The 16,215-nt window shown below is 36.2% G+C and carries 13 protein-coding genes; 8 read left to right on the plus strand and 5 right to left on the minus strand.

The features are described 5' to 3' along the window. The first annotated feature begins 22 nt into the window (after nt 1-22). The 3 genes from MHH59_RS03110 to MHH59_RS03120 are packed head-to-tail and all read left to right on the plus strand — an operon-like array spanning nt 23 to nt 2,916. Nucleotides 23-1,027, plus strand: coding sequence for a FecCD family ABC transporter permease (locus MHH59_RS03110; protein ID WP_002029732.1), 1,005 nt, complete (start codon nt 23-25; stop codon nt 1,025-1,027). Continuing rightward, a complete protein-coding gene (locus MHH59_RS03115) occupies nt 1,024-2,082 on the plus strand; it encodes a FecCD family ABC transporter permease (RefSeq protein ID WP_002125167.1) in 1,059 nt (352 codons plus the stop codon). The genes MHH59_RS03110 and MHH59_RS03115 overlap by 4 nt, the downstream gene beginning before the upstream one ends. 12 nt (nt 2,083-2,094) lie before the next feature. Beyond that, nucleotides 2,095-2,916, plus strand: coding sequence for an ABC transporter ATP-binding protein (locus MHH59_RS03120; RefSeq protein ID WP_002167083.1), 822 nt, complete (start codon nt 2,095-2,097; stop codon nt 2,914-2,916). Between the two features lie 183 nt (nt 2,917-3,099). On the opposite strand, the gene MHH59_RS03125 is transcribed toward MHH59_RS03120, so the two are convergent. Continuing rightward, entirely contained in the window at nt 3,100-3,831 is a 732-nt protein-coding gene (locus tag MHH59_RS03125; RefSeq protein WP_340850815.1) for a class I SAM-dependent methyltransferase, read from the minus strand. A gap of 212 nt (nt 3,832-4,043) precedes the next feature. On the opposite strand from MHH59_RS03125, the gene MHH59_RS03130 reads away from it, so the two are divergent. From MHH59_RS03130 to MHH59_RS03140, 3 genes are read left to right on the plus strand one after another with little or no spacing between them, the layout of a single operon-like run. After that, nucleotides 4,044-5,234, plus strand: a complete 1,191-nt coding sequence (locus MHH59_RS03130; protein ID WP_033730999.1) for a glycine C-acetyltransferase — start codon at nt 4,044-4,046, stop codon at nt 5,232-5,234. A gap of 44 nt (nt 5,235-5,278) precedes the next feature. Continuing rightward, nucleotides 5,279-6,244 (plus strand): L-threonine 3-dehydrogenase, encoded by a 966-nt coding sequence (locus MHH59_RS03135; RefSeq protein ID WP_002125175.1) that lies wholly within the window; start codon nt 5,279-5,281, stop codon nt 6,242-6,244. A 60-nt stretch (nt 6,245-6,304) separates the two neighbouring features. Then, the gene (locus MHH59_RS03140) at nt 6,305-6,727 is read left to right on the plus strand and encodes an NUDIX hydrolase (RefSeq protein ID WP_016126543.1); all 423 of its coding nucleotides are present in this window, start codon (nt 6,305-6,307) and stop codon (nt 6,725-6,727) included. Nucleotides 6,728-6,767: 40 nt separating this feature from the next. On the opposite strand, the gene MHH59_RS03145 is transcribed toward MHH59_RS03140, so the two are convergent. The 3 genes from MHH59_RS03145 to MHH59_RS03155 form a co-directional block, all read right to left on the minus strand. Then, nucleotides 6,768-8,651: a vWA domain-containing protein gene (locus MHH59_RS03145; RefSeq protein ID WP_002029726.1), complete on the minus strand. Its 1,884-nt coding sequence runs from the start codon at nt 8,649-8,651 to the stop codon at nt 6,768-6,770. A 3-nt stretch (nt 8,652-8,654) separates the two neighbouring features. Further along, nucleotides 8,655-9,548 carry an ATP-binding protein gene (locus MHH59_RS03150; protein ID WP_000892986.1) on the minus strand — a complete coding sequence of 298 codons (894 nt, stop codon included), beginning with the start codon at nt 9,546-9,548 and terminating at the stop codon, nt 8,655-8,657. Nucleotides 9,549-9,675: 127 nt separating this feature from the next. Beyond that, entirely contained in the window at nt 9,676-11,205 is a 1,530-nt protein-coding gene (locus MHH59_RS03155; RefSeq protein WP_098632682.1) for a cardiolipin synthase, read from the minus strand. 380 nt (nt 11,206-11,585) lie between these two features. Between MHH59_RS03155 and MHH59_RS03160 the strand changes: the two genes are divergently transcribed. Both MHH59_RS03160 and MHH59_RS03165 read left to right on the plus strand, forming a co-directional pair. Further along, on the plus strand, nt 11,586-11,918 hold the full coding sequence (locus MHH59_RS03160) for a hypothetical protein (RefSeq protein WP_340850817.1): 333 nt from the start codon (nt 11,586-11,588) through the stop codon (nt 11,916-11,918). A gap of 823 nt (nt 11,919-12,741) precedes the next feature. Then, complete coding sequence (locus MHH59_RS03165) at nt 12,742-14,445, plus strand: putative bifunctional diguanylate cyclase/phosphodiesterase (RefSeq protein WP_002125184.1); 1,704 nt, start codon at nt 12,742-12,744, stop codon at nt 14,443-14,445. A gap of 31 nt (nt 14,446-14,476) precedes the next feature. On the opposite strand, the gene MHH59_RS03170 is transcribed toward MHH59_RS03165, so the two are convergent. Further along, entirely contained in the window at nt 14,477-15,874 is a 1,398-nt protein-coding gene (locus MHH59_RS03170) for an amino acid permease (protein ID WP_002010500.1), read from the minus strand. Between the last annotated feature and the right edge of the window lie 341 nt (nt 15,875-16,215).

The raw sequence follows: 16,215 nt of genomic DNA on the forward strand, positions 1-16,215 counted from the left end.
TACATTGAAGGGGAAACGCTGCATGTTATTAAAAACAAATCAAGCAAAATGGATTGGATTACTTGTTGGAATCATTGCAGTCGTTATTTGTATTTGGGGAAGCATTATTTTCGGATATACAAATACGAGCTGGAAATTAGCTTTAGATGCTTTTTTCCATTTTAATGGTTCAAATGAGCATATTATTATTCAAAATGTGCGTCTACCAAGGGCGTTAATTGCAGCAAGTGTTGGTGCTAGTTTAGCCATTGCAGGTTGTTTAATGCAAACTTTAACAAAGAATCCGCTTGCTTCTCCAGATTTTATTGGATTAAATTCAGGCGCTGCGTTCTTTATAGTTGTAGCAATTGTACTCTTTTCCGTGACATCATTATCAGCTTTCACATGGATTGCCTTTTTAGGAGCGGCAGTTGCAGCAGTACTTGTATTTGCCTCTAGTTCTTTAGGAAAAGAAGGGACAACGCCTCTTAAGTTAACATTAGCAGGTGTAGCGATAAGCGCTTTATTTTCATCATTAACACAAGGGTTACTTGTATTAAATGAAAAAGCATTTGAAGAAGTGTTATTTTGGCTTGCCGGATCTGTGCAAGGAAGAAAGTTAGAGATTTTACAATCAGTATTCCCGTATTTATTAATAGGCTGGATTGCATCTTTTATGATGGCAGGGAAAGTAAATACATTAATGATGGGGGAAGATGTTGCAAAGGGGCTCGGACAACGAACGATTTTAATGAAATCATTCGTGTTACTTATTATTGTACTGTTGTCTGGTGGTTCAGTTGCGGTTGCTGGTCCAATTGGATTTATTGGCATCGTTACTCCTCATTTCGCAAGAGCTCTTGTTGGGGTAGATCACAGATGGAGAGTACCCTATAGCGGATTGTTAGGTGCAATACTATTAATTTTGGCTGATATAGCAGCAAGATATGTCATTATGCCACAAGAAGTACCAGTAGGGGTTATGACAGCATTTATCGGGGCCCCATTCTTTATTTATATTGCACGTAAGAGAGGGCTTAGCAAATGAAGAAGTATATTCCGTTTCGTATTGGAAAAGGCGAGCTCTCGTTTTTAATGTATAAACGAGCTTGTCTCGTCTTATTGAGTTTACTAGTTGTTTTAATAGGATTATTTTTTGCGAGTGCAGGTATGGGGGATATGAAAATTGCTCCTTATGACGTATGGCAAGCGATTACCGGAAATGGTGATGCGATGTCAAATATGGTTGTAAATAAATTTCGTATGCCGCGTATTTTAATTGCTATCCTCGTAGGAATTGCGCTTGCGGTAGCGGGCTGTATTTTACAAGGGCTCGTTCGAAACCCACTTGCTTCTCCTGATATCATCGGAATTACGGGCGGGGCAAGTGTTGCAGTTGTACTCTTTTTAGCTATATTTAGTGATAAAAACAATGCGTTAACAGTAAGCATTCATTATATGCCGCTAGCAGCTTTTGCTGGGGCAACAATTGTAGCGTTTTTTGTATATTTATTTGCCTGGAAAAATGATGGATTATCACCGATTAGTCTTGTTTTAATTGGTGTTGGATTTTGGGCATTAACGAAAGCAGCAACAACTTTATTTATGTTGTTAGCACCAATTTATCAAGCAAGTCAAGCGAATGTATGGATCACAGGTACTGTTTATGGCTCTTCGTGGCAAAATGTTATGGTACTTGCGCCGTGGGTTCTCATTTTAACGACAATATCATTTATCGCTGCGAGACATTTAAATGCACAAGAGCTAGGGGATGATATAGCAGTGGGACTTGGTGTTCCTTTAACGAAGTCGCGTGTATTTATGTTGTTACTTAGTACAGCTTTAATTGGCGGGGCAGTTGCCTTTGCAGGAGGAATTGGATTTGTTGGTTTAATGGCACCTCATATTTCGCGAAGATTAGTTGGTTCTTTCTACGGTGCATTGCTCCCAGTTGCGGCGATTATCGGTGCAATTCTAGTACTCGCTGCAGATTTAATTGGGCGTACAGTTTTCACACCACTTGAAATTCCAGCAGGGGTATTTACATCAGCAATTGGTGCACCTTATTTTATTTATTTACTTTATAAAAGTCGGAATTCATAAAGGGAGATGAATATGCAAAAAGCATTGGAGACGAAACGCTTGACGCTGTCGTATGGTGAAACGATTATTATTGATGAGCTGAATTTAGAAATTCCAAAAGGGGAAATTACAATCTTCATCGGTTCTAACGGTTGTGGGAAATCAACTTTATTACGTTCACTAGCTAGATTATTAAAGCCAACAACCGGTGACATTTTGTTAGATAATCAAGCAATTCAAAGTATGCAAACGAAGCAAATCGCTCGTCAAATGGCGATTTTACCGCAAGGGCCACAAGCACCGGAAGGACTTACGGTATTACAACTTGTAAAGCAAGGACGTTATCCATATCAAACATGGCTGAAGCAATGGTCCGAAAAAGATGAGGAAATGGTACAAAAAGCGCTTGCTGCAACGGGTATGACAGAATTTGCTGAGCGTGATGTTCATGCCCTTTCAGGTGGACAACGTCAACGTGCTTGGATTGCAATGACCCTTGCACAAGATACAGATATTATTTTGCTTGATGAGCCGACTACATATTTAGATATGACGCACCAAATTGAAGTGTTAGATTTATTATTCGAATTAAATGAAACAGAGCAAAGAACGATTGTTATGGTATTGCACGATTTAAATTTGGCATGTCGTTATGCAGACAACATTGTAGCTATTCAAGATAAACAAATATATGCGCAAGGTAAACCAGAAGAAGTTATTGACCAGAAGTTAGTTCGGGATGTATTCCGTATGGAGTGTCAAATAAGCGCTGATCCGTTATTTGGGACACCGCTCTGTATCCCGCATGGAAGAGGAAGACGTGTACTTAAAGAGGCTGTTCAGGCGATGAGATAACGAAAAAAGACGATGAGGATTCATCGTCTTTTTTACCCCGCATTAACGGGCAGTAAGATCCCCATCTCAAAATCCAGCGAAAGCAAAGAAGCTGGTTGGGGGATCAACTGCCCGTAAAAGCCCGATTGGTGCGGGCTAATAATCAGTGGGGGATGAACATCCCCCACTGATTAAAGTTTCACTTTATTTTCGGCAAGAAAATAATAGAAAAAGGGGAATACGTAAACGTCGTTCATATTCTTCTTCATCTTGAAAACAGTTTCGATTTGGTGTAGCTTCTTTTAAGCTTGTAATCGTAAATCCGGCTTGTTGTAATAATGTAAAATATTCTTCCGTAGTCCGGTGATATTTAATAACTTCTTGATCAATCCATGGCTCAACTCGTTTTCCTGTTTCGAAATAATCATCGACGAGCCAACTAGTTCTTTTACCACTCGTTTGCAAGCTTTCAAATGAAGAGGTAATAACGGGATGTTGAACGCTAAAGGTGAAGGTTCCGTTTGTTTTTAAAGTTTGAAACACATTTTGAAAAATGATATCAAGGTGTTCAATATAATGTAAGGCGAGTCTAGATGTTACTAAATCAAAAGTAGAAGGAGGGTATGTGTAGTCTTTGAGGTTTAAAAAATGAACGGTGCCATTTTTATTTTCTAGTTGTTTTTTAGCTTTTTCATACATAAGCTCGGAGCCTTCAATACCAGTGTAAGAGTGGCATCCATGTTCTAATAATTTTTCGTCGAATTTAGCATCACCACAACCTAAATCGAGGATTTGTTTTCCTGTTACATTGCCAATGAGCTGAAAGAATGCTGGTTTTTCAAGGGATTCGTTTGGACTATTTTCTCGATATCTTCGCTGCATATATTGCTCTAAAAACGATTCGTTATTATATACATCAGATTCAGTAAATGCCATTTTAAAAGCCTCCTAAATATTTTTTTAATTCTATCAAATATGAAAAGTAAATGATAGATTTCTTGTAATGAATCATTTATAATTTAAAATTGTAAGCGGTTTCTTTAAACTATTTTTCTATAATAAATTCTGAAAACGTGTTAAGCTAGTAGAGGGATTATTAGAACTATTAAGATAATAATCCGCTTACATGAACGATGGGAGGCTTCACGATGTCTAGTAAAACACTTGCAAACTTTTTAGAAGAAAATTTAGAGGATTTAAAATCAAAGGGGCTTTATAACGTAATTGATCCGCTTGAAAGTCCAAATGGACCGATTATTACAATTGGCGGAAAAGAATATATTAACTTATCTTCAAACAACTACCTTGGATTAGCGACTGATAATCGCTTACAAGAAGCAGCAATTGATGCAATTCATAAGTACGGTGTTGGAGCAGGAGCTGTTCGTACAATTAACGGTACTTTAGATTTGCATATTAAATTAGAAGAAACAATTGCAAAGTTTAAACATACAGAAGCAGCAATTGCTTATCAATCAGGATTTAACTGTAATATGGCAGCGATTTCAGCTGTTATGGATAAAAATGATGCGATTCTTTCAGATGAATTAAACCATGCATCTATTATTGATGGTAGTCGTCTATCAAGAGCGAAAATCATCGTTTATAAGCATTCTGATATGGAAGATTTACGCAAAAAAGCAATCGAGGCAAAAGAATCAGGTCTTTATAATAAATTAATGGTTATTACAGACGGTGTTTTCTCAATGGATGGAGATATTGCAAAATTACCAGAGATTGTTGAAATTGCAGAAGAGCTGGATTTAATGACATATGTAGATGATGCACACGGTTCAGGTGTACTTGGCAAAGGTGCAGGTACTGTAAAACATTTCGGCCTTTCTGATAAAGTTGATTTTCAAATTGGTACATTATCAAAAGCAATTGGGGTAATTGGTGGATATGTAGCTGGGAAACAAAACTTAATCGATTGGTTAAAAGTGCGTTCACGTCCATTCTTATTCTCAACAGCTTTAACACCAGCTGATGCAGCTGCTTGTATGAGATCAATTGAAATTCTAATGGAAAGCACAGAGTTACACGATCGTTTATGGGAAAATGGTCGCTATTTAAAACAAGGGTTAAAAGAACTTGGCTTTAACATTGGAGAAAGTGAAACACCAATTACACCTTGTATTATTGGTGATGAAGTATTAACACAAGAATTTAGTAAACGTCTAAATGAAGAAGGCGTTTACGCAAAATCTATCGTATTCCCAACCGTAGCAAAAGGAATGGGACGCGTTCGTAATATGCCTACAGCAGCTCATACGAAAGAAATGCTAGATGAAGCAATTCGTAAGTATGAAAAAGTAGGGAAAGAAATGGGTATCATTTAAGTAACGACATCTTTTGAATAGCTTGCAAATGGGGAGTGGGAAAAATGAAAAAAATTCTAGTAACCGGTTCTTTAGGGCAAATTGGTTCTGAACTAGTAATGAAACTTCGTGATGTATACGGCGCATCAAATGTTATTGCAACAGATATTCGTGAAACAGACAGTGAAGTAGTAACGTCTGGTCCATTTGAAACGTTAGATGTAACGGATGGACAAAAATTACATGATATTGCAAAGCGTAATGAAGTAGATACAATTATTCATTTAGCGGCTTTACTTTCAGCAACTGCAGAAAAAAATCCGTTATTTGCTTGGAATTTAAATATGGGCGGACTTGTAAATGCATTAGAAGCAGCACGTGAATTAAACTGTAAGTTTTTCACGCCAAGTTCTATCGGTGCATTTGGTCCATCAACGCCAAAAGATAATACACCACAAGATACAATTCAGCGTCCTACTACGATGTATGGGGTAAACAAAGTAGCAGGAGAATTACTATGTGATTATTATCATCAAAAGTTTGGCGTTGATACGCGCGGTGTACGTTTCCCAGGCTTAATTTCTTACGTAGCTCCTCCAGGAGGCGGAACAACTGACTATGCAGTTGAAATTTATTATGAGGCGATTAAAAAAGGTACATACACCTCATACATTGCAGAAGGAACATACATGGACATGATGTATATGCCAGATGCTTTACAAGCAATCATCTCATTAATGGAAGCTGATCCAAATAAACTAGTTCATAGAAATGCGTTTAACATTACAGCAATGAGCTTTGAACCAGAGCAAATTGCAGCATCAATCCGTAAACACATTCCGAACTTTACAATGGATTACGCAGTAGATCCAGCTCGTCAAACAATCGCTGATAGCTGGCCGAACTCTATTGATGCAACAGCAGCAATGAAAGAGTGGGGCTTTAAAGCAGAATATGATTTAGACAGAATGACAACTGATATGCTGGCTAAGTTAAAAAAAAAGCTCGCATCTGAGTTAGTAATGAATTAATAGGAAGAGCCGATTCTTAGGAATTGGCTCTTAATTATTTTAGGAAGGGAGAAAAGCAACATGCAAAGAGTTGATGTTGTATATGCATTAATACACGATAGCGAAAAAGATAAAATATTAATGGTACATAATATAGAACAAAACGTTTGGTCATTGCCAGGCGGGGCTGTTGAAAAAGGTGAAATACTAGAGGAAGCACTAGTAAGAGAAGTGAAAGAAGAGACAGGTTTAACTGCCGCACTCAGTGGACTTGTCGCATTAAATGAGAAGTTTTTTGAAGAGAAAGGACATCATGCATTATTTTTTACATTCCGAGCAAATGTAGTAAAAGGTGAACTTCGTGCAGAAGATGAAGGAGAAATTTCCGCAATCGAGTGGGTAGATAGAAAAATCGCGAATGAGCGATTCCCATACTACGATGGAGGGTTCGAATTATTATTAGAAGTTTCCATTCCATACAAGTTTCAACCAGAAACAAAGTAAGTTAACGAAGAAAAACAGGAGCCTCGGGGCTCCTGTTTTTCTATTCAATCGTCTTCAGTAATAGTTTCTTCAACAATGGTTTAATCTTCAGGCGTAAATCTTCAGCATGATTTGCAACTAAGAAGTGATGGTTATAAATGTTTTTCATTAGTTGATAAGTCGCTTCTTTCGCTTCGCCTTCTTCGATAAAGATGCCGATTACTTCCATACCACTTTTACGAGCAAGTTTGACTGCTTCGTGCGTATCTAAAATTCCGTCTTGTTGATAGTCTAGTGCAGAAGGTTCACCGTCTGTAAAGACAAGTAAGAATTTATGTTTTTCTGGTCTTTTCGCAAGCTTTTCGGAAACGATACGAATAATATACCCGTCGCGGTTATCTTCTTCTTCGCGAAGTTGCATAATTTCTGGACCGACGTTTGGTAACGTTGAGTTTTTATACGTAACAACTTCATGGATAACGTTCGGTTTATCTTCAGGTTTAGCACTAGAAGCATCTTCCCAAAATCCACTAATAGCGTGCGGGATTTTTAAAGATTTTAAAGCTTCATGGAATAGGACCACACTCTTCTTCGTTTCTTCCATTTTGTTATACATAGAACCAGAGCAGTCCACTAATAGTTGGAATGCAACGTCGAGCTCTTGTGATTCTTGTCCTTTTTTATAAAACATACGCGGCTGCTTTTCAGTATAAATACGAAGGAATTTCTTACGAAGCCTTCCGTAATATTTATCACTGTTTGCATTCGTTTTGTTTTCAATTGTTTTTTCGATAATTTTCTTTAATTCTTTTACATCTTTATTAACGACTGATTTGATAGCTTGGTAATCTTTTTTCTCATCAGGATTCGATTTGCGAGCTTCTTTAAATGTATGAGAAGCTCCCACATTATACTTGCCGTATGCACCGTCGTTTTGGCTAGAAGCATGAGACGCTCTTGCTTCCTCTGTATCAGCACCATCAAAGTTAGATTGTGTACTTTTTTGGGAAGTACCTTGTACAGAACCAAGTGCTTGGTCACCATCTTCTGATTCACGAGCAGTATCACCCATCATATTTGTTTTTGTTCCGCTTTCTAAATCAAAGCGTAAAAAGTTCTCGTTTTCATTGTTTTTATTTTCACGGTGCCATGTCGAGAAGCTTTCATCCATTTTGTTTTTGTTATCATCGTCATCTAGGAGCTGCGTATCATCATTTGCTAATTTTTCAGCGCGACTGTCTTTCTCATCTGCAATCACAGATAAATAAAGCGGTGCATGTCCGAAATAATTATTAAGCATATCACTTTCAAGAAGTCCTTCTAAACGATAGCGAATTTTCTCAACAATATACATAATATCTTCCGTATTACGAGCTTGGAATGTTTCATGCAAAATTGATTCAATTTGCTCGAAATATTCATTATTAAACATTTCATATTTATCACTCGTTAATGAAAGATAGCATAGACAAAATAGACGATCACCGTGATAGTTACGAACACGATTTATTTCATTTTGTGAGCCAAAGTAATTGCGATACATTTCTTTTCGGCGTTTAAAAATATGTTTTGTGCCAGGACGTAAATTTTTGACGATTTCCTCAACACGTAAATCTTCTAATAGAACAAATAATTGTGTTAAAAACTTTTTTAGCGGCGATTCTTGTAACTCAATCGCATAAGAACGAATTAAAGTCATGTCCGAGTAATGTTTATTACCAAGTGCCTTTAAGAACACTTCGCTTTTTAATCCGATTACTGTATCCTCTTCTTTTCGATCATCCCAAAAGTGACTAATGACAACCTTTTTTTCAATTTCGTCGTAGTATGCTTTATAGCCATACTCAAGATAGGCATCGTCTTCTTTTAGAAGAGCATACATTAAGTTTTCCATTTGTAGAAACAGCGACGCATCAATTTTTTTGTCACTAAAAATTTGTCTCATGAATTATCCCTCAAAGAAATAACTTTCTGCTAATTCACGGACAGTCATTTGTTCTGTTTCATCGTTTAATTTTGCGATAATACTACGTTCAATTGCACGCATAACAGGAATATATACACCTAAATCACATGCATCGATAATGCCACGAATACTAGCTGCTTCTTCACTTACGCGCCCATCACGAGCTAAAGGCATAAGATCGCTTGCGAATGCAACGAACTTTTCAATTGTTGCAACATCATTTAATTTTGATTCAGATAGTAATAGTTCTTTTAATGTATCACCTTGAATGTAAGGAACTTCAATAATAACGAAACGGTTTTTTAACGCTTCGTTTAGTTCACTTGTCCCAACATAACCTTCGTTAATCGCAGCAATTACGCGATATTCGTCATCACCGTATACAACTTCTTGTGTAAATGGGTTTGTAATCATTTTACGGTAATCTAACGCACCATGAAGAAGTGGTAACGTTTCAGGTTTTGCCATATTGATTTCATCAATATAAAGGAAATGACCGTTTTTCATTGCCTTCATAAGAGGACCGTTAACGAACGTAACTTCAGATGCGCCGTCTTTTGTTTGTAATGTGTTGTATCCTAAAATACCTTCTACATCTAAGTCGACAGAACAGTTAATGCTATGCATTGGTTTTTGGAATAAAGAAGAAAGAGTTTCCGCTAGTACTGTTTTACCACTACCAGTTGGCCCTTTTAATAGAATGTTTTTACCAAGTAAAAGTGCTGTAATGGCATCTTCAATAATGCTATTATCAGATGCTTTATATATTTTCTTGCCAATTAAATGTGCATTTTCACCAGCTTCTTGTTTATTCTTTTCATGAATTGTAGAAAGCTGCTGTTTTAAATCAGAATGTATATGAAATTGTTCTAACATGTATTTCCCACCTAACATTATTTTCATAAAGTAATACATCTTATGATAACTTGTTTTAATATGGTATGCAAAGAAAAGGAGAAGGGGGAAATATAAAAGAAAAAGCAATCAATATCACATTGATTGCTTATAGTAAAGGAGAAATGAGTCGCATAAAGGACTCTAATATTCGTTTTTTGATACTTCTTTTTTGGAACGAGTTCCATTTAATTTCAGTGGAGTGTTTAAAGTCTTCTTCAAAATCGCGTTTAATATCATGAACGGTTTCTGATTCATATAGTACGCTAATAATTTCATAATTCAATTCAAAGCTACGTACATCCATATTTGCTGTTCCGATTGTTGCAATTTTATCGTCAACGAGTACAATCTTTGCGTGCATAAATCCATCTTTATAACTGTAAATAGAAGCACCAGCTTTTAAAAGTGGAGTGAAATAGGATTGAGATGCTTGATCGCTAATAATACTATCACTCTTACCAGGATATAAAATGCGTACATCTATGCCAGATATTGCACTTAAGCGTAATAATGTTAAAGTTTCTTGATCCGGAATAAAGTATGGTGTAGCGATCCAAATAGATTTTTTGGCTGAGCCCATAACAGCTAGTAATGTATTACGAATACTTTTATCATCTGAGCTTGGTCCACTTGCTACAATTTGCACCGCACCTTCTGCATCCGGAATTTCTTTTCCTGGGAAGTAGTGTCTATTCATAAATTGATCCCAAGAATAAGTATTCAATCCACTAGACGCATAAAGCCAATCTTCTAGAAAGATGGCTTGTAATTTATACAATGCTTTTCCTTCTATTTTTAAATGACTATCACGCCAAACAGGGAATTTTTTTGAGCGACCAAGATATTCATCACCGACGTTGAGCCCTCCGGTAAAACCAATTTCTCCATCTACAATGACGATTTTACGGTGATTACGATAATTAACTGTCTCGAGTAACCAAGCTGAAAAAATAGGGTCAAATTCGACAATTTTAATTCCAGCTTTTTTCATAGGTTGTAAAAATCGTCGTCTTAACGTATTACTTCCGAGTCCATCATAAAGGAAGCGTACAATAACACCATCTTTTGCTTTTTGTATTAAAGCATCTCGTACTTTTGTACCAATCTCATCAGATTTATAAATATAGTATTGAATATGTATGTGATGTTTTGCATTCTCGATTGCGTTCAAAATTTCTGAAAAGGTTTGATCACCGTTTGTTAAAAGTTTTGTTGTCGTTCTATCTGCGGCAGGCCCGCCTCCGAATTTTTGTAGGACTTCTGTTAAATGTATAGAACGTTCATGTAATGGGACTGTGAGTGATAATTCTAGTCGTCTTCCTTCTAATATTTCGCGGAATAACTTTCTTTGTTCTTCTGAACGATGAAGATGTTTTTTTCTTCTCCAACGGCTACGCCCGAAAATAGAGTATAAAAGTACACCTATAACAGGAAGAAGTGCTAATACTAAAAACCACGCTAAGGTACTTTGGGGTGATCTATTTTCGATAAAAATAACGAATGAAATTCCTACGATTGTGATGGACCATAGAGCACCAACAAACGTATATAACGAAATAACCGATGTATTTAATAGGAAAAGAACGATAGATACGATTGTAAATATTAATAATAATTGAACGATAGGTTTCTTCATTTCTATAAAATTCCTCAAATCTTTCTTAAATATAGACTTCTTATATAAAAGGTGTAATCTGACATTCTTATTATAAAGTGTTTTGTTTTTTTTACAAAATATAGACATTTTCCCCATGCTTTCCGCATTTGTCCTACATACAGTATATTATTACATTTTTATATAGAAAAGGGGATGAATAAAATGTACGATCTTCCATTTGGTGGGTTTGTACATTCTCCATTTTTAGGAGGAGGATTCTTTCCTGGAAGGGGCTTTACTTAGTCCTGCGTTTGGTTATGGCGGATATTGCTATCCATACTATACGGATTATTAACAGTATCCTTACTATTCATACAACACATATTAAAGTAGGGAAATTGAAAAGGAGAGGAAGAGAAATGAACTATATGCTAAATCACGGAGGATATTATCGTAATCATCATGGTGGGGGATGGCATAATCACCATGGAGGGCATAATCACCATGGAGGACACAATCATTATGATGATCATCATCATCATCACGGTGGTGGATGGGGCTGGGGTGGCGGCTCGTGGGGCGGAGGATTTTTCCCAGGAAGTTTTGCTGGAGGCATGTTAGGTGGGCTTACAGCTGGCGCATTAACGGGTGCGGCAGGTGGAGGCTACTATCCAGCACCGTACCCAGTAACATACCCAGCACCATATCCAATGCCATACCCGGGTTATCAGCAAATACCATATCAGTATTAAACTAAAAAAGAGGATATCCTCTTTTTTAGTTTAATAATTTATTTATAAAATATTTCCAAAAACAAGGTGAAAATATGTTAATATTTTGTTATTATGATTCAATATGTTAAATGCAAATTTTGGCTTTATCCCGCTATTTGTGGGCAGTAAAACCCCCACCTCAAAATTCAGCTGGAACAAAGAAGTTAGGTGGAAGCCCTGCTACCCGTAAAAGCCCGATTGGTGATCAGTTGGGGTGAACAAAACCCCCACTGATTAAAGTTTCACTTTATATTATTATGCGTGAATCGTTGCATTTTGTATATTAATCTCTATTTCATTATGTATCGGCAGTTAGATTTGCATCTTAACATTTAATGAAATAAAAGAGGTTAGGTGTGAGGTCGTATTAGTAGGGAGCAGAGGCTAATAGTGATGAAGTTGTCACTTTACAAATTCAAAGAATGTAAGAGAATACTGTATAATAAGCTTAGATAAGTAGAGAGATGAGAAGCTTCTACTATAATTAAAACAGCACCATATTGCTTTTTTTTATAAATAATATTATGTTATTTTAATCGGCCTATTTAGAAAAAAATTGTGATTTATCCCGCATTAACGGGCAGTAAGACTCCCACCTCAAAATTCGGTGAATGTGAGGAAGTTAGGTGGGAGATAAAAGCCCGATTGGTGAAGGCTAATAATCATTGGGGGATGGACAACCCCCCCACTGATTAAAGTTTCATTTTATATAAAGGCGTATTGTTAGAAAATGAAATATCTCTATTTCTATGAAGAGAAACGAGTTGTGTTTTAGTCAGATAGGAAGCAAGGAGAGGTGCGCATGCTAGAACAAAGAGGTCATGCATTATATGACTCTTCATTGCAAGATTTAAAATTAGCATTAGATGAGTCTTCAATTGTTGCTATTACAGACCGAAATGGTCTTATTACATATGTGAATGATAAATTTTGTAAAATCTCAAAATATAAAAGAGAAGAGCTAATAGGAAAAGATCACCGCATTTTAAATTCTGGATATCATCCGAAAGCATTTTTTCAAATCCTATGGAAGCGTATTTTGAGTGGAAAAGTCTGGACGGGGGAAATTCGAAATCAAGCAAAAGATGGTACGTATTATTGGGTTAAAACAACAATTGTTCCATTTTTAAATGAAAAGGGAGAACCTTATCAATTTATTGCAATTCGAAATGATATAAGTAGTAGGAAAGAAGCAGAACAAAGATTACGATTAAGCGAAAGTCGTTATAGGGAACTTGCTTATCATGATGCGTTAACAAGTTTACCGAACCGTTTACAGTTAATTACGACTGTAAATAAGATGATTGCAGAAAAAATAGAGTTTGGCATGATTTACTTTGATTTAGATCGTTTTAAATTAGTGAATGATACGTTAGGTCATATGATAGGAGATTTACTTTTAAGCGAAGTTGCTTCACGGTTGCATTATGTGTTAGGAGAGAAAGATGTTCTGGCTAGGCTAGGTGGCGACGAATTTGTGCTGTTAACAAAAGAACATACACAAGATGAGATGCGGCAGTTAGCGACATCGGTATTGTCATGTTTTCAGGCACCATTTATGCTTGAAGGTCATGAAGTATACATTTCAGCTAGTCTAGGACTTTGTTCCTATCCGCAAGATGGACAAGACGTGGAAACACTATTGAAAAATTCGGATTTAGCTATGTATAGTGCGAAAGAACAGGGAAGAAATGCGGCGTGTTTCTTTACAGATGAGTTACGTGCAAAAATAAATCGTAGAATGAAAATCGAGTTTGCTTTGCAAAAGGCAATTCGTGATGAAGAATTAGATGTGGCATTACAACCTATCATTGATTTGAAAACGAAGAAATATACTGGCATTGAGGCTTTAGTGCGCTGTATGACAGAAGAAGGGCCTATTTCACCAAGCGAATTTATTCCAATAGCTGAAGAATCTGGACTTATTATAAAATTAGGAGATTGGGTATTAGAAAAATCGTGTCGCCTGTTTAAAACATTACCGGATTACCAAGAAGGATTAAGGTTATCTGTGAATTTATCCATACAACAATTAATGCAGAAGCGTTTTATTTTGTCTGTACGTAGCATCTTAAGGAGAACTGGTTTTCCTCCGAATCGTTTAATTTTAGAAATAACGGAAAGTATTGCTGTTCGCCATTTTGATTATATTATCGCTACATTACAAGAATTAAGAAGTATGGGAATTTTAATCGCTTTAGACGATTTCGGAACAGGGTATTCCTCATTATATTATTTAAAACAACTACCACTTGATATTGTGAAAATTGATCGTAATTTTATTCGTGAGTTTCATTATGATCATGCACAACCAGAGCGAACGATTGTAAAATCGGTTATTGAAATCGCCCATAGTTTAAATTTATTAGTGGTTGCTGAAGGGGTAGAAACAGTAGAACAAGAAAGTTTATTAAAATCAATGAGTTGCGACTTTGTACAAGGTTTTTATTATGCGAAACCGTTAGATATAGGGGAACTAAAAGAAAAGTTATTAACTGATTTTTAATAAAAAAAGAGAAGCGAAAAGCTTCTCTTTTTTATTGTTTTTTTTGTGAATCTTTCATTAAAACTGGATAAAGAATAAGACCTAATACAAACAAACCAATGCCTAAGAAGAATGTTTTTAAATCAGCAGTTCCCGTTTTAATAACCCATATGGAATATAAAAATGCTAATGCAGTAATGATTCCATCTTTTATTCGAGATCCCGGCATTATATCATACGTTTCCCCCGTAATAACTAATTTTAACTGATACAAGGTAGAAACAAGGTACGGGATTAAATATGCTAATGTCGCTACAACAATAGCGAAATTATATGCTTCTGAAACAGTACCAGAAATCGTTGAGAATAAGAAAATTTGCGTCATCACATTTGTAATAAATAATGATTTTGAAGGACTACCTTTTTTATTTGTTTTACTGAAAAACTTAGGGAAAAGTCCATTTTTAGCAGCCTGGTAAGGTACTTCTGAGCTAACAACGATCCATCCTACAGTAGAGCCGAATAAAGATACGAGTGCAAGTAAGGCCATTATATAAGCACCTTTAGTACCAATTGCTAAATTTAATGCATCTACTAATGGTTTTTGAGACTCTTTTAAAGCGTCTTGTGGAAGAGCGCCCATTGTTAGTAGAGTAATTGCCATGTAAATAAGAAGAGCGATGATTAATCCGAAAATCGTAGCTTTCTTAACATCGTGCTGAGATTTTGCACGGTTAGAGAGCATAACTGCTGACTCAATACCGATAAACGCCCAAAGTGTTGCAATAGCAGCGGAATTTATTTGTCCACCCAACGAAATAGGTTGTCCGGCTTCATTCATAAATGTTTGACCGTCCCCGAAATTAGAGGCATTGAAAATGAATAATGTGATTACAATAAACATTGTAAATCCGATGATTTTTGCGATTGTTGCAAGAAGGTTCATATTTCCGGCTCTATCAATATTTTGAGAAAGAATATATTGAATTCCCCATAGCATCATACTACATACTATGAAGGTTAAAGCTTTTCCAAGTTCTAATGAAAATCCGTTTGTTGAAAAGAGAATTTGCTTACTTTGTAAAACTGGGAAGAATGTTGATAAATATCCTGCAAAGGAAATAATTACAGATGCTGTAGCAGCCCAGTTAGCAGCCCAGTATCCCCAAGCCATACTATATCCTGCAACTTTACCTGTCTTTTGAGAAGTAAACATTGCTTGGGCGTAACTTTGTGGTCCTGCTTTTAATTCTGGTTTACGAATTGCTAAATTTCCAAATACGAGTGCAATCATAAATACACCAAGTCCTGTAATACTCCATGCCAGTGTAGATCCCATTGGACCTGATACGTGTGCTAAATTTGCTGGGAGCATAAATACGCCACCGCCAACCATATTCCCGATAACAAAAGCTGTTAAAATCCATAATCCCCATTTTTTCGTTTCCATTTTTGTTAACTCCTTTGTAGTAAGTTTTGCTTAAACATCATTTTTTACTAGCATTTTTGGCAATAAAAAAAGAGCCATGTAGATAAAAAATACCTACATGGCTCTTTGCCAAAGCGTAGGTACAACGGGAATAACCCTTGTACCTACGCGTAATTTTTCCGCTAGGTTTCAAGGGTTAAGTATGATGATGATGTTTTTGTGCAAATGTAACTACAATTGTTGTATAAGTAAGCATAGTTCTTTGCTCCCTTTCTCCTCTGATTTTGAAGTTAGTATACTACATGTTTTTTTGAAAGAAAAGAAAAATTTATAAAAATACGTTTTAGAGACTAAATATTTAC

The sequence above is a fragment of the Bacillus sp. FSL E2-0195 genome, assembly GCF_038003645.1.
Lineage (GTDB): Bacteria > Bacillota > Bacilli > Bacillales > Bacillaceae_G > Bacillus_A > Bacillus_A mycoides.

Bases quoted from the DNA above. Each gene is read 5' to 3' on its own strand.
- MHH59_RS03120 (WP_002167083.1), top strand. From the start codon at position 2,095: ATGCAAAAAGCATTGGAGACGAAACGCTTGACGCTGTCGTATGGTGAA.
- MHH59_RS03165 (WP_002125184.1), top strand. From the start codon at position 12,742: ATGCTAGAACAAAGAGGTCATGCATTATATGACTCTTCATTGCAAGAT.
- MHH59_RS03140 (WP_016126543.1), top strand. From the start codon at position 6,305: ATGCAAAGAGTTGATGTTGTATATGCATTAATACACGATAGCGAAAAA.
- MHH59_RS03155 (WP_098632682.1), bottom strand. From the start codon at position 11,205: ATGAAGAAACCTATCGTTCAATTATTATTAATATTTACAATCGTATCT.
- MHH59_RS03135 (WP_002125175.1), top strand. From the start codon at position 5,279: ATGAAAAAAATTCTAGTAACCGGTTCTTTAGGGCAAATTGGTTCTGAA.
- MHH59_RS03170 (WP_002010500.1), bottom strand. From the start codon at position 15,874: ATGGAAACGAAAAAATGGGGATTATGGATTTTAACAGCTTTTGTTATC.
- MHH59_RS03130 (WP_033730999.1), top strand. From the start codon at position 4,044: ATGTCTAGTAAAACACTTGCAAACTTTTTAGAAGAAAATTTAGAGGAT.
- MHH59_RS03110 (WP_002029732.1), top strand. From the start codon at position 23: ATGTTATTAAAAACAAATCAAGCAAAATGGATTGGATTACTTGTTGGA.
- MHH59_RS03145 (WP_002029726.1), bottom strand. From the start codon at position 8,651: ATGAGACAAATTTTTAGTGACAAAAAAATTGATGCGTCGCTGTTTCTA.
- MHH59_RS03160 (WP_340850817.1), top strand. From the start codon at position 11,586: ATGAACTATATGCTAAATCACGGAGGATATTATCGTAATCATCATGGT.
- MHH59_RS03115 (WP_002125167.1), top strand. From the start codon at position 1,024: ATGAAGAAGTATATTCCGTTTCGTATTGGAAAAGGCGAGCTCTCGTTT.
- MHH59_RS03125 (WP_340850815.1), bottom strand. From the start codon at position 3,831: ATGGCATTTACTGAATCTGATGTATATAATAACGAATCGTTTTTAGAG.
- MHH59_RS03150 (WP_000892986.1), bottom strand. From the start codon at position 9,548: ATGTTAGAACAATTTCATATACATTCTGATTTAAAACAGCAGCTTTCT.